Consider the following 17,562-nt stretch of genomic DNA (forward strand, 5'->3'; position numbering starts at 1 on the left):
GGCTCCATGGAGTCCATGACACGCACGGTCGCCGAGCTGGTCGCGGCGCGGTGGGGGGACCACCGGCCGGGACTCAGCTGCGAGGGGCGCACGCTGACGCAGCACGAGACGGCCGCCGGCGCCGCGGCACGGGCGGCACTGCTGGCCGACCTGCTGCCCCCGGGTGCCGTACCGCATGTCGGCGTGCTCCTCGACAACACCGAGGAGTTCCCGCTCTGGCTCGGCGCCGCCGCCCTGGCCGGCGCGGCCGTCGCCGGGATCAATCCCACTCGCCGGGGACCCGAACTGGCCCGGGACATCCTGCACACCGAGTGCCCGCTCCTGGTCACCGAGCGGGCCCATCTGCCCCTGCTGGCGGGGCTCGGCCTGCCCGGCATACGGCTCCTCGTCACGGACACTCCCGAGTACGCCGCCCTCCTCGCCCCCTACGCCGGCGCCGTACCCGACCCGTCCCGCGCCACACCCGCCGACCGGCTGCTGCTGTACTTCACCTCCGGCTCGACCGGCGCCCCCAAGGCCGCGCTCTGCTCCCAGGGCCGGCTGGCGGCGGCCGGGCAGGCGCTGGTGCGGCAGTTCGGGGTGCGCGCGGACGACGTGCACTACATCTGCATGCCGATGTTCCACGGCAACGCGGTGATCGCCGACTGGGCGCCCGCGCTGGCGGCGGGCGCGGGCGTCGCGCTGCGGCGGCGGTTCTCGGCGTCCGGGTTCCTGGCCGATGTGCGCCGGTACGGGGCGACGTACTTCACGTACGTCGGCCGGGCGATCCAGTACGTCCTCGCCACCGAGGAACGTGCGGACGACCGCGACAACCCCCTGCGGCTCGGGTTCGGCACGGAGGCCGGCGCGGTGGACGCGGCCGCCTTCGAGCGGCGGTTCGGGGTCCGGCTGGTGGAGGGGTACGGGTCCTCCGAGGGCGGCGCGGCGATCCAGTGGGCGCCGGGTACGCCGAGGGGCGCGGTGGGGCCGGCCGGACCGGGGCTGGTGGTGCTCGACCCCGCCACCGGGCGCGAGTGCCCGCCGGCCCGGTTCGACCCCGCCGGGCGGCTGCTCAACGGGGAGCGGGCGATCGGCGAGCTGGTGAACCGGGGACCCAACCCCTTCGAGGGCTACTGGAGGAACGCGGCCGCCGAGGCCGAGCGGCGCCGGGGCGGGGCGTACTGGACGGGTGATCTGTTCTACCGGGACGCCGACGGCTATCTGTACTTCGCGGGGCGTACCGATGACCGGATCCGGGTCGACGGGGAGAACCTGGCCGCCGCGATGATCGAGAACATCGTCGCCCGCTACGAGGGCGCGGTGGCCGTCGCCGTGTACGCGGTGCCGGACCCGGTGACCGGGGACCAGGTGATGGCGACCATCGCCGGGACCTTCGATCCGACGGGCTTCACTGAGTTCCTGGCCGCCCAGCCGGACCTGGGCACCAAGATGGCGCCCCGGTTCGTGCGGGTGGTGGAGCGGATGCCGGTGACGGCCACGAACAAGATCCACCGGGCGCTGCTGCGGCGTGAGGGGTACGGGTGCGCGGATCCGGTGTGGTGGCGGCCGCCGGGGGAGGAGGGGTACCGAAGGCTCACGGCTGCGGACAGCGAAGGGGGTGTGGGTGGCGAAGCCCCCACAACGCGCGGCGCAGCCGCGCAATAACAGAGATGGCGAGCCAGGTCCGCGCCTTGTGCGGACCTGGCTCGCCATCGTCAATTGTGCGCCGCCAGGGACTCGAACCCCGGACCCGCTGATTAAGAGTCAGCTGCTCTAACCAACTGAGCTAGCGGCGCATGACTCTCGCCTGCCGTGGTTTTGTCTCCCGCGGCTGGCGACGAAGAAAATACTACCTGGTCCTGAGGGGTGCTCGTGACCACCCTGTGGGGCCCCTAGAGCGCCAGGGACAGCAGCACCGGCGCCGCGTTCCGGTTCAGCGTGTCCGCCGCCTGCTTCAGGCGGTGGGCGTGCGCCACGGGAAGCGACAGCGCCAGGCAGCCCACCGAGGAGCCCGCCGTGATCGGGACCGCCGCGCAGACGGTGCCGATCGCGTACTCCTGCAGGTCCAGGACCGGCACGGTCGGCGGCTGGGACTCCAGACGGGACAGCAGCAGCTTGTCACTGGTGATGGTGCGCGAGGTGAGGCGGGCCATCTTGTGGCGGGAGAGATGGTCGCGGCGGGCGTTGTGGTCGAGCTGTGTGAGCAGGCTCTTGCCGACCGCCGTGGCGTGGGCGGAGTAGCGGAAGTCGACCCACTCGTTGACCGCCGGGGTGGTGGGCCCGGCGGCGTACTGGGTGACCTTGACCTCGCCGTCGACGTACCGGCTGATGTAGACCGCCGCGCCGACCGAGTCGCGCAGCCGGTCCAGGGTGTGCTGGAGCTTCTCGCGCACCGCCCGCTCCCGGTCGTGCGCGGAGGTGAGGCGGCGCAGGGTGTCGCCGGTGACGTACGCCCCATCGGTGATCTGCTCGACATAGCCCTCCCGGCGCAGCATGCGCAGCAGGGCGGTGAGCCGCTCCGGGCCGAGGCCGGTGCGGTGGGCCAGCTCGGTGTCGGTGACGCCGGCGGAGTGGCGGGCGACGGTCTCCAGCACGCGCAGGGCGTCCTGGGCCGAGTGGTACGGGGCGGTCGGCTCGTTCATCAGCGCCACGGTGTTTCCCCCTGCGCTCGCTTCGCCTGTGGGTGCCGCGAGATCCGGTCGGCGGATCGCTACCACGATAACGGGCAAACCCGCTGCGAGGAGAGGGGGTTGGCGAGATTCTTCTGCCCGCCGGACCCCTCCCAACTGCGGCGCAGACCCTCTGGCATATGCCAAAGTCATGACCCAGCGGTTGGACCTCGGCATCTTCCGGATCCACGCGCCCTGGTCACAGGACCGCGCTGAGGAATTCCCGGGTGCGGTCCTGCTCCGGCTCGGAGAAGATCTTCTCCGGGGAACCCGATTCGATCACCTGGCCGCCGTCGAACATCAGCACCCGGTCGGAGATGTCACGGGCGAAACCCATCTCATGGGTCACGCAGAGCATGGTGATGTCGGTGCTGCGGGCGATGTCCCTGAGCACGTCGAGGACGCCCGCGACCAGCTCCGGGTCGAGCGCGGAGGTCACCTCGTCCAGCAGCAGCACCTGCGGCCGCATCGCCAGCGCCCGGGCGATCGCCACCCGCTGCTGCTGTCCGCCGGAGAGCCGGGTCGGCTTCGCGTCGCACTTGTCGGTCAGTCCCACCAGCTCCAGCAGCTCCCGGGCGCGCTCCTCGGCCTCGTCCCTGGACATGCCGAGGACCTGCACCGGCGCCTCCGTGATGTTCCGCAGCACGCTCATGTTGGGGAACAGGTTGAACTGCTGGAACACCATTCCGATCTTCTTGCGGACCTCCCGGACCTGCTTCTCCGGCGCCGGGAACAGCTGCTCCCCGTCGACGGTGATCGTGCCCTCGTCCGGCTTGGTGAGGGTCATCAGAAGTCTGAGGATCGTGGTCTTGCCGGATCCGGACGGGCCGATCAGGGTCACGTGCCGGCCGGCGTCGACGGAGAAGTCCAGCCGGTCGAGCACGGTGTTGGCGCCGAACCGCTTGGTGACGTTCTCCAGGCGGATCAGCTCGGTGGGCTGGGCGTCGGTGCGGGAGGGCTGCGGACGGGTCTCAACGGACAAGGCGTCGCTCCAGGGCTCGCAGGAGTAGGGAGGCCAGGTAGGAGATGAGGATGAAGGCCACGCCGATCACGGTGACCGGCTCGGTGAACTGGAAGTGCTGCTGGGAGAAGAGCCGGGCCTGGCCGAGCATCTCCAGCACGGTGATCGTCATCAGCATCGGCGTGTCCTTGAGCATGGAGATCACGTAGTTGCCGAGCGCGGGCACCACCCGGCGGATCGCCTGCGGCAGGATCACCGCGGTCCAGGTCCGCCGCCGGGGCAGGTTCAGCGCGGTCGCCGCCTCCCACTGGCCGGCGGGCACCGCCTCGATACCGGCCCGGTAGACCTGCATGGTGTACGTCGAGTAGTGCAGGCCGATCGCGAAGACACCGGTGGTCAGCGCGGAGAACGTCACATTCCACTCGGGCAGCACGTAGAACAGGAAGAACAGCTGCACCAGCAGTGGGGTGTTGCGCACGAACTCCGTGACCACCCCGACCGGCCAGCGCACCCAGCGGCTCGGCGTCCGCATCAGCAGAGTCCACACCAGGCCCAGGCTGAAGGACACCAGCGAGCCGAGGGCCAGGGCCTCCAGGGTGACCCGCAGCCCGTCCCAGAAGTGCGGCATGAACTCGCTCACCGCGTTCCAGTCCCACTTCATGCGACACGACCCCCCACTCCGGTCGTCTGCGCGCGTTTCAGCTCACGCGCCGCCGAGAACGTCCCGGCGTCCTTGCCGATCCCCGCCTTCAGCCGCTTCTCCAGGGCGCGCATAAGCCGCGTGATCAGGAAGGCGATCACGAAGTAGATCAGCAGCACATACGTGTAGATCTCCGCGCTCTGCTGCAGCGCCAGCCGGACCAGGTTCGCGCTGAACGTCAGATCGCCCATGCCCATCACCGAGACGAGCGCGGTGCCCTTGAGCAGCTCGACCAGCAGATTGCAGAAGGACGGGATCATCTCCGGCACGGCCTGCGGCAGCAGAACGAGCCGCAGCCGCTGGGCCGGGGTGAAGCTGAGCGCGATACCGCCCTCCTGCTGCGCCGGATCGACCGACTGCAGCGCGCCGCGCACGATCTCCGAGCCGTACGCGCCGTACGTCAGGCCGAGCGCCAGCGTGCCCGCCCACATCGGCACCAGCTGCCAGCCGAAGGCGACCGGCAGCACGAAGAACACCCAGAAGATCATCACCAGCGCCGAGGTGCCGCGGAACACCTCGGTGTAGCAGCCGGCCATGAAGCGCACGATCCACAGCCGGTGCGTGCGCGCGATGCCCACGACGAAGGACACCGCGGCGGCCAGCAGCGCGCTGAACACCAGCAACTGGACGGTGGTCCAGACGCCGTTGAGTACGAGTTCCCACAGTCCCGAGGTCATCCGCCGCACAGCTCCTTCGCGGTGAGGTCGGTCATCTCGGCCCTGGTGAAGCCGAACGGCCGCAGGATCCGGAACAACTCCCCGCTCTTCTTCAGCTTCCGCAGCTCGACGTTGAACGCGTCGCGCAGCTTCGTCTCGGTCGGCCGGAACGCGAACGCGCCGCCGTCGACGTGCGGCTTGCCCTTGACCAGCGGTGCGAACGGCTGGGTCGCCTCCGCCTTGCTCGACTTCTTCACCACCTCGCGGGTGGTGAGCGCCGTACCGGCGAAGACGTCGACGCGGCCCGCCTCGACGGCGTTCAGCCCGGCGACCTGGTCCGGGACGATCAGAATGTCGCTCTGCTTGTAGCCGGCCCCGACCGCGTACTCGATCTCGGCGTATCCGGTGCCGGTGGCGAACTTAGCCTTCTTCGCGACGACGTCCTTGTAGGAGTGCAGCCCCAGCGGGTTGCCCTTGCGCACGATGAACGAGTCCAGCATCTGATAGTCCGGGTCGGCGAAGATAACCTGCTGGCAGCGCTCCGGATTGACGTACATTCCGGCCGCCACGACATCGAACTGCTGCGAGTTCAGCCCCGGGATCAGCGAGCCGAACTCGGTGGGCACCGGCTGTACCTTGTCCACCCCGAGCCGCTTGAAAATCACCTTGGCCAGCTCGGGCGCCTCACCGGTGAGTTGCCCGTTCTTGTCGATGTACCCGAAGGGGACCTCACCGGCGATCCCGAGCCGTACGACGCCCTGCGCGCGGAGGCGGTCGAGCAGGTCGCCGCCCTCCTTGCCGGACGCCTCGGCCACCCGGGAGCAGCCCGCCGCGCCCAGCACACCGAGGGCGGCGAGGCCACCGAGCACCGAACGCCGGGTGTGCCCGGCGCGTCTGAGTTCCGACCGGAATGTGTGTACGTCGTTCCCAAGTGGTGGAGCCATGGCGGCGCGGCTACCCAAGCGCATCCGGGCTATGCACCCTTGTTTTCATGGCCGATCGATTCGTCACCGTCTCGCTCGAGAAGCGGGACGTGCACTGCACGGCACGACTGCTGGCCGACCGCGCACCCCTGACCTGCGCGGCGGTATGGGACGCGCTCCCGCTCGCGGGTGACGTCTATCACGCCAAATACGCGCGCAACGAGATCTACGCCCTCTTCCCGCCGTTCGCCTCCACGGAACCCCCACTGGAGAACCCGACGGTCACCCCGATTCCCGGCGACCTCTGTTACTTCTCCTTCGCCGGCACCGAACTGGGCACCCGGGCCTACGGCTACGACCGCGAGGTCCGCCCCGGCACCACAGTGGTCGACCTGGCCCTGTTCTACGAGCGCAACAACCTGCTGCTCAACGGTGACGTGGGGTGGGTGCCGGGGATCGTGTGGGGCCAGGTGGTGGAGGGGCTGGAGGCGATGGCCGAGGCCTGCAACGACCTGTGGCGCAGCGGGGCGGCTGGGGAGACGCTCGGTTTCCGTCGGGCGTGAGGCCCGCCCGGCTACCGGACGGCGGTGACCGTGGGCGCCGATGCCACCCCGGCCTCGTACAGCGCGTGCGCGGCCCGCAGCACCAGGTCGTCCCGGTGCCGGGCGGCGACGAGCTGGAGGCCCACCGGGAGACCGTCCGCGTCCGTGCCCACCGGGACGGTCGCCGCGGGCTGCTGGGTGAGGTTGAACGGGTAGGTGAAGGGCGTCCAGCCCGTCCAGCGGTGGTGGGCCGAGCCCCTGGGCACCTCCACGCCCGCCTCGAACGCCGTCAGCGGCAGGGTCGGGGTGACCAGGAGGTCGTAGCGCTCGTGGAAGCGGCCCATGCGCCGGCCGAGGTCCATGCGGACGTCGACCGCGGCCAGATAGTCCAGCGCGCTGTAGCGGGCGCCCCGTACGCAGATCTCCCGCAGGCCGGGGTCCAGCAGCTGCCGTTTGCGTGGGGAGAACCGCTCGGTGAGCCGGGCCGCGCCGCTGAACCACAGGGTGTGGAAGGCCTCCACCGGCTCGCTGAAGTCCGGGTCGGTCTCCTCGACGTACGCGCCGAGGTCGGCGAGGGTGGCCACCGTCCGCCGTACCGCCGCGGCGACCGCCGGCTGGACCGCGACCTGGCCGCCGAGGCACGGGGAGTACGCCACCCGGAGGCCGTGCGCGCCTTCCTTCAGGTGCTCGGTGAAGGAGCCCGGCGCGGGCGGCAGGGCCGACCAGTCGCGTGGGTCGGGTGCGCCGATGACGTCGAGCAGCAGGGCCGCGTCCGCCGCGTCCCGGGTCATCGGGCCCGTGTGCGACAGCGTGCCGAACGCGCTCGCCGGATACAGGGGCACCCTGCCGTACGTCGGCTTCAGCCCGAAGATGCCGCAGAACGCGGCCGGGATACGGATGCTGCCCCCGCCGTCCGTGCCCAGCGACAGCGGGCCCGCGCCGAGCGCCACGGCCGCCGCGCTGCCCCCGCTGGAGCCGCCGGCGGTGCGGGAGGGGTCGTGCGGGTTGCGGGTGATCCCGGACAGCGGGGAGTCCGTCACGCCCTTCCAGCCGAACTCGGGGGTCGTCGTCTTGCCCAGGAACACCGCCCCGTGCTCGCGCAGCCGGGCCACCGAGGGCGCGTCCTCCTCCCAATCACCTTGCTCGGAGATCGTCCTGGAGCCGCGCAGGGTCGGGTGGCCGCGGAGCAGGAGGATGTCCTTCACCGTCACCGGCACCCCGTCGAGCAGCCCGGCCGGCTCACCGCGCCGCCAGCGCTCCTCCGACTCCCGGGCCCGGGTGAGTGCGTCCTCCTCGGTGAGGCGTACGAACGCGTTCACCTCCGGCTGGATCCGGCGCGCCCGCTCCAGGGCCTGTCCGGTCGCCTCCACGGGGCTGAACTCGCCCTTGCGGTAACCGTCGAGGAGCTGGACGGCGGTGAGGTCGGTGAGCTGCATGCACCCTCCAAGGATCCGGGCGGTCAGTGACCGGGGACGTATCCGCGTTTCTTGTCGACCACGTTCACCAGTGATCTGCCCGCCGCCCACCGCTCGTACAACTCCACGAACTGCGCGCCCAGTTCGTCCCGCCAGCCGACCGTGTCCCCGCTCATGTGGGGGGAGACGATCAGCCCCGGCAGCCCCCACAGCGGGCTGTCCGGCGGGAGGGGTTCGGTGGTGAAGACGTCCAGGGCGGCGCCCGCGATCCAGCGCCGGGTCAGGGCGTGGGCGAGGGCGTCCTCGTCGACGAGCTGGCCGCGGCCGACGTTCACGAAGAACGCCGAGGGCTGCATCATGCCGAAGCGGCGGCCGTCGAACATGCCGTACGTCTCCTCGGTGAGCGGCGCCGCCGCGATCACCCAGTCCGCGCGGGAGATCAGCCGGTCCAGGTCGGCCGGGCCGTGGATGCCGGTCCGCGGCACCCGCCCGACCAGCGCCGTCGTCACGCCGAGGGCCTTCAGGGTGCGTACGATCTCCCGGCCGATCGGGCCCGAGCCGACCACGCACGCGCGCGTGCCCGCCACCCGCCGGCCCTCCCGGTGCCGCCAGGTCCGCTCCCGCTGGTGCTCCAGCGTGCGCGGCAGATCCTTGGCGACCGCCAGCACCAGGGCCGCCACATACTCGGCGATCGGCTGGTCGAAGATCCCGCGCGCGTTCGTGACCACCGTGTCGGAGGCCGCCAGCTCCGGGCCCAGCAGATGGTCCACGCCCGCGCTCGCCGTGTGCACCCAGCGCGGGCGGGGCCCCTCCCCGGGCCAGGCCTCGCGCACCGCGTGCGAGGTGAAGTCCCAGACCAGGAGCACGTCCGCCTGCGGCAGCCGCTCGGCCAGCCGGGCGGCGTCCGTGTGCACGATCCGGGCGCGGCCGGTCAGCCGGCCGAGGCGCGGCGGCGGGTCGGCGTCCAGCACCAGGAGGGTCGGGAGGGTCGTCATACGGGGCGGCTCCGAGCGTCTGACGTGCGCGGACCACGTGAGTCCGACGAGCGCGGATCGAGCGTCTGACATGCGCGGATTATCCGCGGATTGACCACGCTCGCACCCGAACCTACCTTCGTCAACACGGGCGCATTCGCGATCCGTTGCCCACTCGTCTCCCAGCGTGAGGCCGGTGCCAGCGATGGACGTCTCCTTTCTCGGCGGCCCCCGCCCCCAGCGCGGGGTCGGCGTGGTGGCCCCCTTCGACTTCGCCCTGGATCGCGAGCTGTGGCGCTGGGTGCCCGACGAGGTGTCGCTGCATCTGACCCGGACCCCGTTCGTGCCGGTCGAGGTGAGCCTGGACCTGGCCCGGCTGGTGAGCGAGCACGAGACCCTCGGCGACGCCGTGCGCGCGCTGACCGCCGTCGGGCCCGAGGTCGTCGCCTACGCCTGCGCCTCCGGCAGCTTCGTCGGCGGGGTCGCCGGGGAGCGGGCGATGTGCGCCGCGATGCGCCTCGCGGGCGCGCCGCCCTCCGTGACCACGTCCGGCGCGCTGCTTCAGGCGCTGGAGGAGCTGCGTGTCCGGCGCGTCGCGCTGGTCACGCCGTACACCGTGTCGGTGACCCGGGCGCTGGAGGACTTCGTCGCCGAGGCCGGCGTCCAGGTCACCGGGTGCGCCTTCATGGGCCTGACCCGGCACATCTGGCGGGTGCCCTACCGGGACGTCGTGGCCATGGCCCGGCAGGCGGTCCGCCCCGGCACCGCCGACGCGCTCTTCATCTCCTGCACCAACCTGCCGACGTACGACGTGATCCCCCAGCTGGAGGCCGAGCTGCGCATTCCCGTGCTGTCTGCCAACCAGGTCACGATGTGGGCTGCGCTGCGCCGACTGGGTACCCGAGCCGTGGGGCCGTATCAGGCGCTGCTGGACGAGTCGGCGCGCGCCTGGCCCTCCGCACTGCCGGAAGACACGCCGGAAGAGACGCAGGAAGGCTGGACATGACCGCACTCGGATTCCTCTACCCGGGCCATTCCGCCGAGGACGACTATCCGCGCATCGAGCAGCTCCTGGGCAGCGACATCCGGGTGGACCTGGTCCACACCGACATCGGCGAGGACGCGCACCGGGTGGCGGCGCTGCGCGAGATGGGCTCCGCCGAGCGGCTCGGGGCGGGCATGGAGAGCCTGCGGCTCGCCGGGGCCGAGACGGTGGTCTGGGCCTGCACCAGCGGTGGCTTCGTGCACGGCTGGGAGGGCGCCCAGGACCAGGTGCGCACGCTCGCCCGGCTGGCCGGGATGCCCGCGTCCTCGACGTCCTTCGCCTTCGTGCACGCGGCCCGGGAGATCGGGGTGCGGCGGGTCGCGGTCGGCGCGACCTACCCGGAGGACATCGCCGCGCTGTTCGCGGACTTCCTGCGGGCCGGCGGCCTGGAGGTGGCCGGGATCCGGTCCTCCGGGATCATCACGGCGGCCGAGGTCGGCACGTGGGGCGAGGAGGACGTGCTGACGCTGGCCCGGGCGGCCGACGTCCCGGACGCGGAGGCGGTCCTGCTGCCGGACACGGCCCTGCACACGGCCGCGCATCTGTCACTGCTGGAGAAGGCGCTGTCCAAGCCGGTGCTCACCGCGAACCAGGTGACGGTGTGGGAGGGGCTGCGGCTGGCCGACCGGCGAGTGAACGCGCCCACACTCGGGACGCTGTTCACGAGGGAACCGATCGTGCAGGTCTGACCCGGGCGGCACGAACGCCGGAATAAGCGGAGACTACGCCGGAATAAGCGGAGACTGCCTCCTGTTAAGGCACCCCAGGACAGCGCACGCCACAAACAGGAGGCCCACACGTGTCGGCAGACGAGGCAGACGAGATCCGGGGAACGACGCACGGCACCGCCCCCGTCCCGCTCTCCGTACTGGACCTGGTGACCGTCGGCGCGGGCAGCACCGCCTCCGACGCCCTGCGCACCAGCGTGGCGCTGTCCCGGTTCGCCGAGGCCCGCGGCTTCCACCGGTACTGGGTCGCCGAGCACCACTCCATGCCCGGTGTCGCCTCCTCCTCGCCCGCCGTGATCCTCGCCCACCTCGCCGCCCACACCGAGCGCATCCGGCTCGGCTCGGGCGGCGTCATGCTGCCCAACCACGCGCCCCTCGTCATCGCCGAGCAGTTCGGCACCCTGGAGGCGCTGGCACCGGGCCGCATCGACCTCGGCCTCGGGCGCGCCCCCGGCACCGACGGCGCCACGGCCGCGGCCCTGCGCCGCAGCGACACCCTGAACGAGGGCGCCGACGACTTCCCGGAGCAGCTCGCCGAGCTCACCCGCTTCCTGGACGACGACTTCCCCGACGGGCACCCGTACCGCCGTATCCATGCGATCCCGGGGCCCGTCCAGGCCACCACCCCCGGCGGCGTCCAGTCCCCGCACCGCCCGCCCGTCTGGCTGCTCGGCTCCTCCGGCTTCAGCGCCCGCCTCGCCGGTCTGCTGGGCCTGCCGTTCGCCTTCGCGCACCACTTCTCCGCGCAGAACACCATCCCGGCGCTCGACCTGTACCGGCAGACCTTCCGCCCCTCCGAGGTCCTCGACGAGCCCTACGCGCTGATCGGCGTCTCCACCCTCGCCACCGACGACGCGCGCGAGGCCCGCCGCCAGACCCGGGCGATGGCCCTCAACATGCTCCGGCTGCGCACCGGTCGGCCCGGCCTCTTCCCCGACCCGGACGAGGCCGAGAAGCACGAGTTCAGCCCCGTGGAGGAGGAGTTCATCGCCTCCTGGACCGCCAACATCGTGCACGGCACCGCCGACGAGGTCCGCTCCGGCCTGGACGACCTGCACAAGCGCACCGGCGCCGACGAGCTGATGCTCGTCTCCCACGCCCACCGCGGCGAACTGCGCCTGCGCTCCTATGAGTTGATCGCGGACGCCTACGGCTTGCCGACCGCGTAGGTCTGCTCGCCGAGCAGCTCGGAGATACGATCCGGCGGCACCGGACGGGAGTACAGCCAGCCCTGCCCGGTGTCGCAGCCGATGCGGCGCAGGCGGGTGGCCTGGGCCGAGGTCTCCACGCACTCGGCGGTGACGGTGATGCCGAGCCGGTGGGCCAGCTGGATCATCGCCTCGACGATGACCTCGTCGGCCGGGTTGGGGGCGATCGCGGGGTCCTTGTCGGCCTCGTACTGGAAGCCGCGTACGAAGGAACCGTCCAGCTTGAGAGTGGAGACCGGCAGGCGGCTGAGGTAGGCGAGGTTGGAGTAGCCGGTGCCGAAGTCGTCGATGGCGATGCGGACGCCCATGTCGCTGAGGGCCTGCAGGGCCTGTAGCGGGCGGCCGGCCGAGCCCATCACCGCCGACTCGGTCAGCTCCAACTGCAGCAGATGCGGGGCGAGTCCGGTCTCGGCGAGGACCTCCGCCACGTCCGAGACCAGGTCGGAGTCCCACACCTGCCGTACGGCCACGTTGACGCTGACGAAGATGGGCGGCTCCGCGGGATGGTCCAGCTGCCAGCGGCGGGCCTGGCGACAGGCGGTGGCGAGCGCCCAGCGGCCGAGCTGCACGATCGAACCGTCCTCCTCGGCCAGTCCGATGAACCGATTCGGGGTCAGTGTGCCGAACTGAGGATGATTCCAGCGGATCAGTGCCTCGACCCCGGACAGGCGTCCGTCCTCCATCCCGACCAACGGCTGGTACTCCAGCGCGAACTCACCGCGCTCGATGGCCGGGCGCAGGGTGGACGACAGCGCCTGACGGGTCATCCGGTGCGCGTTGCGCTCGGGGTCGAACAGGGTCCAGCGGGCCTTGCCGTCGGCCTTCGCCCAGTACAGGGTCGTGTCCGCGGCCTGCATCAGACCGGTGGCGGTCGTGCCGGCGGCATGGCGTTCGACGACTCCGATGGAAGCGGTCAACGACAGCCGCTGACCGGCCAGATCGAAGGGCTCCTCCAGGGACTTGAGCGCCGACTCGGCGAGATCGGCGAGCTGTTCGGTGCCGGTGGAGTCCTCCACGAGCAGCGCGAACTCGTCGCCGCCGAGCCGGGCCACCAGCGGGGTCACCGCGCGGGCGTAGCCGGCCTCGTCGGCCACCCGGGTCAGGCGCTCGGCGACGGCCGCGAGCAGCCGGTCGCCGACGCGGTGGCCGAGGGTGTCGTTGACCGCCTTGAAGCCGTCGAGGTCCAGATAGCACAGGCCGATCCGGCCGGTGCCGCTCTGCTCGTACGACTCCGCCTCCAGCGCGGCCGTCAGCCGCTCGAAGAACAGCGTGCGGTTGGGCAGCCGGGTCACCGGGTCGTGCATCTGCAAGTGCCGCAGCCGCGCCTGGAGTTCGCGACGCGCGCTGATGTCGGCGACGGACAGCAGCACCCCGGGCTCGCCGCTCAGCGGCGCCACGGTCACCTGCACCCACACCGAGTGCCCCTCGGGGTGCTTCAGCCGGCGGGTGCAGCGCAGCTTCGCCTGCCGGCCGCGCAGGACCTCGCGGTAGGCGTGCCAGCTGCGGGCGTCCGAGGCCAGGTCGACGAGGTCGGCGGCGACCCGTCCGGTGAGTGTGTCCGGATCGGTGCCGAGAAGCTCGCCGAAGGCCGCGTTGGCGCCGGCGACGAGTCCGGCGCGGTCCACGACGGCCATGGCGAGCGGGGCGGCCGCGAAGACACGGTGGTAGGTGGTGTGGTCACTGTCTGTGACGGCTGACCGGTCGAGGTCTGCCGCGGGCGTCGGCCCTTCGGACGTTCCGCTCACCGCTCGCTCCCGCAGTGCACTCGATCGATGTCCGTGCCGGAAAGTGTGCCGATCATAGAGGCTGGCCCCGGGCCCTTCCAGCCACTCTCCAGTGTCCCGGACGGAGCACAGTTTCTGACAGATCGTTTCTGCCCGCACCTGGACGGGTTCTTGGGGCCCCCGACCAGTTGTGACGTTCCGTGAGTGTTTCGGGGTGTCGGGCGCCATGGTGCGCCGGCGCACCCCGGGGGCGCACTCACTCTTGTGGTGCAGACGAACAGGGCATAGCCCAATAAATACCAGCAATCTGGATGCGGGTCCCCGCGAACGCGTCCGGAGGTCACGCCCGTGCCCAAGTTGCGCAGCACTGCCGCCGTGTGCACCACGCTGTCGGCGCTCGCCGCGACCTCGATCCTCGGTGGCCCGGCGGTCGCCGAGCCCTTCTCCACGACCCCCTGCGCCCTGCACCGGACCGACGCCCACCACTCCGAGGGTCTGGACACCTGGAACGCCGACTACGGCCGTGCGGTCGGCGCGGACGACGCCGTGCTGGTCTTTCTCTCCTTCCCGGACGCCACCCCGCGCACCACGCCCGCCGAGTTGACGGCCGACCACTTCCCGGCCACCAGCCGCTACTACCAGCAGGCCTCCTACGGCAGGTTCACCATCCGACCGCACCCGCTGAAGCACTGGCTGCGCATGCCCCGGCCGTCCACGGCGTACGCCATAAAGCGGGACTGGGACGAGGACGACCGGGCCGCCTATCTGCGGGACGCGTTCGCGGTGGCCGACAAGGAGGTCGACTTCTCCCGCTACCAGGTCGTGTACTTCGTCGCCGACCCGGACGCGCCCGGCGTCGACTCGGACGCCACGAAGGTCGTGAACCTCGACACGCCCGTCCATGTGGACGGCACGGACATCCGGCGGGTCGTCACGGTCTTCGAGAAGCACCCGCCGGACCGCCTCGTCCTCGCCCATGAGACCGGCCATGTGTTCGACCTGCCCGATCTCTACCACCGCCCGGTCGACGGCAAGGGCGACTGGGACACCTACGTCGGCGACTGGGACTTGATGGGCAGCCAGTTCGGGCTGTCGCCGGACCTGTTCGCCTGGCACAAGTGGAAGCTGGGCTGGCTGGATCCGCGCCAGGTGGTGTGCGTGCGCGGCGCGCGGCCGACCCGGCTGACCCTGGAGCCGCTGGAGGCCGGGCCCGGCGTCCCGGTGCTGGGCCCGGCGGGCGCCGCGGCCTTCGGTCTCGGACACGGGGTGAAGCTGGCGATCGTGCGCACCGGACCCGACAGCGTCCTGGCCTTCGAGGCGCGCGGAGCGGCCGGCAACGACCGGGCCATCTGCCGGCAGGGTGTCCTGGTGTACCGGATCAGAAGCGGCACGGAATCCGGCGGCGGCCCCGTGGAGGTCGTCGACGCCCACCCCCACACCGAGGCCTGCTGGGAGAACTCGGTCTACCCACCCCTCGCCGACGCCCCGGTCGGCGTCGGCGAGACCTTCACCGTGCCCGGCCAGGGCGTCAAGGTGGAGGTGGAGGGGAGAACGTTGTCCGGCGCGTGGACGGTGCAGATCACCCCGGGCATCACCGGCTGACCTCCCGGCGCACGGCCACTGAATCGAGCCGATACGGCCCGGCCCTGGCGGCCGCCGGACCGACGCGCTCCGGGCCCACGGTTACTGGTCCGACGCCTCCGGGCCTACGGTCTCTGAGCTGACGCGCTCCGGGCCGGCATCACTGGATCGTTGCGCTCCGGGCTTTCGATCACTGGATCGTGCGCTCCCGGGTTTCGATCACTGGATCGTGCGCTCCGGGGTTTCGATCACTGGACCGATCTGCTCCGGGCCCCTGGTCACTGGGGCGATGTGCTCCGGGCCTACGGTCTCTGGGCCGATGGGCTTCGGGCCTCTGGTCACTGGGGCGATGGGCTTCGGGCTGCGGTGATTGGGCGGATGGGTTTCGGCGTGCGGTGACTGGGCGTATGGGCTCCGGGACTACGGCCACTGGATCATGCGCTCCGGGCCCATGGTCTTTGGGGCGACGCGCTCCAGGCCCCGGTCCTGGGCCGACGCGCTTCGGGTCTACGGTCTCTGGGCCGATGGGCTTCGGCCTGCGGCGATTGGACGGTGGGCTTCGGGGCCACGGCCACTGGACCGATGGGCTTCGGCCTGCGACCACTGGATCGATGGGCTCCGGGCCCCCGGTCATGGGCCGATGGGCTCCGGGCCCGGTCACTGAGCCGATGCGCTCCGGGTCTACGGTCTCTGGGCCGGTGCGATTCCGGCCTGCGCCCACTGGATCGATGCGCTCCAGCTCCACGATCACTGGGCCGATGCGCTCCGGGTCCACGCCCACTGGGCCAATGCGCTCCCGACCCACGCTCACTGGACCCACCTGAGGGGGGTGTGGGTGGCGAAGCCCCCACAACGCGCGGCGAAGCCGCGCAATAACAGAGATGGCGAGCCAGGTCCGCACCTTCCGCGGACATGCCTCGCCATCGCCATCGTGCGCCGCCAGGGACTCGAACCCCGGACCCGCTGATTAAGAGTCAGCTGCTCTAACCAACTGAGCTAGCGGCGCCTGCTGACGTCGTAGACCTTAGCATCCTGGTCGGCGGGAGGAAAAATCGATATCCGCACTGCCGCGCGGGCTGCCCGCACGGCCGCCCAGAGGACCACCTCCGGCCCCGGCAACCAGGGATGACGCGTGTCCGGGGCGACCAGCCAGCGGGAGTCGCCGGGGGCGTCGGAGCCGGCCGGCGCCGGGACGGTCACGGCGTCGCCCGTGCCGTGACACAGCAGCGGCGGCACCGCCTCCGTACGGTTCGAGCCCCACTCCTCCCACGCCAGCAGCGAGGGCAGCCGCTGGGCCGTACCCGGCGCGGCGAACAGCAGCACACGGCCCCGGAACACCGCGACCGGGCCCGAGCCGGGGCCGTCGTCCCACAACCGGTCCAGCATCCGGCGACCGAAGATCGCCGGTGCGCTCACCACGTCGAAGACGGTGCCGCAGGGCAGGACGACCGGGGCGTCCGGGCGCTCGTCCCAGAGGGCCAGCATGCTCCGCGGATAGGTGCCGGCCGAGGCGAGCCAGGCGACGCCGTCGGAGGTGACTCGGGTGACGTTCGGTGCGCTGCTCATGCCACCCAGATGTACCGGGCGTGAGCGGGCAGTTCTTCTGAGTTGCCGAAAACCGGGACAGAGACGGTGGGGGAGGAGTATCTTGCCCGCCTGGCATATGCCAGGCGGGCCTACTGGCGGGCTTGCTCAGGTCCCGGGATCACACGGGATCGGGGTAGGTCCGTCCCTCGGCGTTCCCGCGCATCAGGTCCCGGCCGTACTCGACCATCTTCTTCGCGTAGTCCTCGGTCCATTCCGCGCGCTCGGCGATGTCCGCCGGGGTCAGCCGGTCGAACCGGCGCGGGTCGGCGAGCTGGGCCGCCGCGATGGCCTGGAACTCCACGGCCCGGTCGGCGGCCGCGCGGAACGCCTGGGTCAGCTCCGTGGCCCGGGCCAGCAGCGACCGCGGATCCTCGATCGACTCCAGGTCGAAGAAGTGCTCGGGATCGCCGGCCGCCTCCGCGGGCTCGAAGATCAGAGGCGCGGGGCGTAGCCGCGGTTCGTTACGACGCGGCGTGGGCTCCGCCATGTCCTGTCTCCTCCTCGTACGGTTCGCTGGGCGCCGCCTTCAGGTGGGCCACCGTCCATTGTCCCGCGCTCCCGCAAGAGGCCGTCGTGGCCGGTTCTCGCGGGGGACCGCAACCCGATGATCCGCTCACGTCCGCCAACTCACCCGGTGTTCCGCCAGATGCGCCGGCACGGCGTGATTCGCCTCCCAGCCGTCCGGGCTGCGTTCATCGGCCGCCTCCGGCGGCGTGCCGGACTCCGTCCGGCGGAGGGTGCGCGTCCGGCGCCGGGATCCGCTCACGTCCGCCAACTCACCCGGTGTTCCGCCAGATGCGCCGGCACGGCGTGATTCGCCTCCCAGCCGTCCGGGCTGTGTTCATCGGCCGCCTCCGGCGGCGTGCCGGA

Annotated in this window: 16 protein-coding genes and 2 tRNA genes; 6 read left to right on the forward strand and 12 right to left on the reverse strand. The window is 71.5% G+C overall.

What is annotated here, in order from left to right; translation table 11 throughout:
- Nucleotides 1-6 precede the first annotated feature (6 nt).
- Nucleotides 7-1,644 carry an AMP-binding protein gene (locus ACWCQS_RS08190; protein ID WP_451003680.1) on the forward strand — a complete coding sequence of 546 codons (1,638 nt, stop codon included), beginning with the start codon at nucleotides 7-9 and terminating at the stop codon, nucleotides 1,642-1,644.
- Nucleotides 1,645-1,701: 57 nt separating this feature from the next.
- On the opposite strand, the gene ACWCQS_RS08195 is transcribed toward ACWCQS_RS08190, so the two are convergent.
- From ACWCQS_RS08195 to ehuB, 6 genes are all read right to left on the reverse strand, one after another.
- Nucleotides 1,702-1,775: transfer RNA gene (locus ACWCQS_RS08195), tRNA-Lys, on the reverse strand.
- Nucleotides 1,776-1,871: 96 nt separating this feature from the next.
- On the reverse strand, nucleotides 1,872-2,630 hold the full coding sequence (locus tag ACWCQS_RS08200) for an IclR family transcriptional regulator (protein WP_451003681.1): 759 nt from the start codon (nucleotides 2,628-2,630) through the stop codon (nucleotides 1,872-1,874).
- A 217-nt stretch (nucleotides 2,631-2,847) separates the two neighbouring features.
- Complete coding sequence (gene ehuA / locus ACWCQS_RS08205; RefSeq protein WP_450985458.1) at nucleotides 2,848-3,630, reverse strand: ectoine/hydroxyectoine ABC transporter ATP-binding protein EhuA; 783 nt, start codon at nucleotides 3,628-3,630, stop codon at nucleotides 2,848-2,850.
- Nucleotides 3,620-4,270 (reverse strand): ectoine/hydroxyectoine ABC transporter permease subunit EhuD, encoded by a 651-nt coding sequence (gene ehuD, locus ACWCQS_RS08210; protein WP_450985459.1) that lies wholly within the window; start codon nucleotides 4,268-4,270, stop codon nucleotides 3,620-3,622. The genes ehuA and ehuD overlap by 11 nt, the downstream gene beginning before the upstream one ends.
- A complete protein-coding gene (gene ehuC / locus ACWCQS_RS08215) occupies nucleotides 4,267-4,986 on the reverse strand; it encodes an ectoine/hydroxyectoine ABC transporter permease subunit EhuC (protein ID WP_451003682.1) in 720 nt (239 codons plus the stop codon). Before ehuC ends, ehuD begins: the two co-directional genes overlap by 4 nt.
- Complete coding sequence (ehuB, locus tag ACWCQS_RS08220) at nucleotides 4,983-5,909, reverse strand: ectoine/hydroxyectoine ABC transporter substrate-binding protein EhuB (protein WP_451003683.1); 927 nt, start codon at nucleotides 5,907-5,909, stop codon at nucleotides 4,983-4,985. The genes ehuC and ehuB overlap by 4 nt, the downstream gene beginning before the upstream one ends.
- 47 nt (nucleotides 5,910-5,956) lie before the next feature.
- Here ehuB and ACWCQS_RS08225 point away from each other — a divergent pair, with 47 nt between their 5' ends.
- Nucleotides 5,957-6,451 carry a DUF3830 family protein gene (locus ACWCQS_RS08225; protein WP_451003684.1) on the forward strand — a complete coding sequence of 165 codons (495 nt, stop codon included), beginning with the start codon at nucleotides 5,957-5,959 and terminating at the stop codon, nucleotides 6,449-6,451.
- 11 nt (nucleotides 6,452-6,462) lie between these two features.
- Here the strand turns inward: ACWCQS_RS08225 and ACWCQS_RS08230 are convergent, their stop codons facing one another.
- Both ACWCQS_RS08230 and ACWCQS_RS08235 read right to left on the reverse strand, forming a co-directional pair.
- A complete protein-coding gene (locus ACWCQS_RS08230) occupies nucleotides 6,463-7,866 on the reverse strand; it encodes an amidase (RefSeq protein ID WP_451003685.1) in 1,404 nt (467 codons plus the stop codon).
- Nucleotides 7,867-7,889: 23 nt separating this feature from the next.
- On the reverse strand, nucleotides 7,890-8,840 hold the full coding sequence (locus ACWCQS_RS08235) for a D-2-hydroxyacid dehydrogenase (protein WP_451003686.1): 951 nt from the start codon (nucleotides 8,838-8,840) through the stop codon (nucleotides 7,890-7,892).
- Between the two features lie 184 nt (nucleotides 8,841-9,024).
- Between ACWCQS_RS08235 and ACWCQS_RS08240 the strand changes: the two genes are divergently transcribed.
- The 3 genes from ACWCQS_RS08240 to ACWCQS_RS08250 all read left to right on the forward strand — a co-directional run bounded on the left by ACWCQS_RS08240 (nucleotide 9,025) and on the right by ACWCQS_RS08250 (nucleotide 11,761).
- Nucleotides 9,025-9,825, forward strand: coding sequence for a maleate cis-trans isomerase family protein (locus tag ACWCQS_RS08240; protein WP_451003919.1), 801 nt, complete (start codon nucleotides 9,025-9,027; stop codon nucleotides 9,823-9,825).
- Complete coding sequence (locus ACWCQS_RS08245) at nucleotides 9,822-10,553, forward strand: maleate cis-trans isomerase family protein (protein WP_451003687.1); 732 nt, start codon at nucleotides 9,822-9,824, stop codon at nucleotides 10,551-10,553. Before ACWCQS_RS08240 ends, ACWCQS_RS08245 begins: the two co-directional genes overlap by 4 nt.
- A 110-nt stretch (nucleotides 10,554-10,663) precedes the next feature.
- Nucleotides 10,664-11,761, forward strand: a complete 1,098-nt coding sequence (locus tag ACWCQS_RS08250; protein WP_451003688.1) for an LLM class flavin-dependent oxidoreductase — start codon at nucleotides 10,664-10,666, stop codon at nucleotides 11,759-11,761.
- Here the strand turns inward: ACWCQS_RS08250 and ACWCQS_RS08255 are convergent.
- Nucleotides 11,740-13,545, reverse strand: a complete 1,806-nt coding sequence (locus ACWCQS_RS08255) for a putative bifunctional diguanylate cyclase/phosphodiesterase (RefSeq protein ID WP_451003689.1) — start codon at nucleotides 13,543-13,545, stop codon at nucleotides 11,740-11,742. The two genes, ACWCQS_RS08250 and ACWCQS_RS08255, sit on opposite strands and share 22 nt — an antisense overlap.
- 327 nt (nucleotides 13,546-13,872) lie before the next feature.
- Between ACWCQS_RS08255 and ACWCQS_RS08260 the strand changes: the two genes are divergently transcribed.
- A complete protein-coding gene (locus ACWCQS_RS08260; protein ID WP_451003690.1) occupies nucleotides 13,873-15,126 on the forward strand; it encodes a M6 family metalloprotease domain-containing protein in 1,254 nt (417 codons plus the stop codon).
- 911 nt (nucleotides 15,127-16,037) lie between these two features.
- On the opposite strand, the gene ACWCQS_RS08265 is transcribed toward ACWCQS_RS08260, so the two are convergent.
- The 3 genes from ACWCQS_RS08265 to ACWCQS_RS08275 form a co-directional block, all read right to left on the reverse strand.
- A tRNA-Lys gene (locus ACWCQS_RS08265) sits at nucleotides 16,038-16,111 on the reverse strand.
- The gene (locus tag ACWCQS_RS08270; RefSeq protein ID WP_451003691.1) at nucleotides 16,102-16,671 is read right to left on the reverse strand and encodes a bifunctional DNA primase/polymerase; all 570 of its coding nucleotides are present in this window, start codon (nucleotides 16,669-16,671) and stop codon (nucleotides 16,102-16,104) included. The genes ACWCQS_RS08265 and ACWCQS_RS08270 overlap by 10 nt, the downstream gene beginning before the upstream one ends.
- A gap of 139 nt (nucleotides 16,672-16,810) precedes the next feature.
- Nucleotides 16,811-17,179, reverse strand: a complete 369-nt coding sequence (locus ACWCQS_RS08275) for a hypothetical protein (protein ID WP_388627530.1) — start codon at nucleotides 17,177-17,179, stop codon at nucleotides 16,811-16,813.
- Between the last annotated feature and the right edge of the window lie 383 nt (nucleotides 17,180-17,562).

Source organism: Streptomyces sp. NPDC002076 (assembly GCF_053593835.1).

Coding starts and splice junctions, on each gene's coding strand:
- ACWCQS_RS08190 (WP_451003680.1), top strand. CDS start 7: ATGGAGTCCATGACACGCACGGTCGCCGAGCTGGTCGCGGCGCGGTGG.
- ehuD (WP_450985459.1), bottom strand. CDS start 4,270: ATGAAGTGGGACTGGAACGCGGTGAGCGAGTTCATGCCGCACTTCTGG.
- ehuC (WP_451003682.1), bottom strand. CDS start 4,986: ATGACCTCGGGACTGTGGGAACTCGTACTCAACGGCGTCTGGACCACC.
- ehuB (WP_451003683.1), bottom strand. CDS start 5,909: ATGGCTCCACCACTTGGGAACGACGTACACACATTCCGGTCGGAACTC.
- ACWCQS_RS08225 (WP_451003684.1), top strand. CDS start 5,957: ATGGCCGATCGATTCGTCACCGTCTCGCTCGAGAAGCGGGACGTGCAC.
- ACWCQS_RS08230 (WP_451003685.1), bottom strand. CDS start 7,866: ATGCAGCTCACCGACCTCACCGCCGTCCAGCTCCTCGACGGTTACCGC.
- ACWCQS_RS08235 (WP_451003686.1), bottom strand. CDS start 8,840: ATGACGACCCTCCCGACCCTCCTGGTGCTGGACGCCGACCCGCCGCCG.
- ACWCQS_RS08240 (WP_451003919.1), top strand. CDS start 9,025: ATGGACGTCTCCTTTCTCGGCGGCCCCCGCCCCCAGCGCGGGGTCGGC.
- ACWCQS_RS08245 (WP_451003687.1), top strand. CDS start 9,822: ATGACCGCACTCGGATTCCTCTACCCGGGCCATTCCGCCGAGGACGAC.
- ACWCQS_RS08270 (WP_451003691.1), bottom strand. CDS start 16,671: ATGAGCAGCGCACCGAACGTCACCCGAGTCACCTCCGACGGCGTCGCC.
- ACWCQS_RS08275 (WP_388627530.1), bottom strand. CDS start 17,179: ATGGCGGAGCCCACGCCGCGTCGTAACGAACCGCGGCTACGCCCCGCG.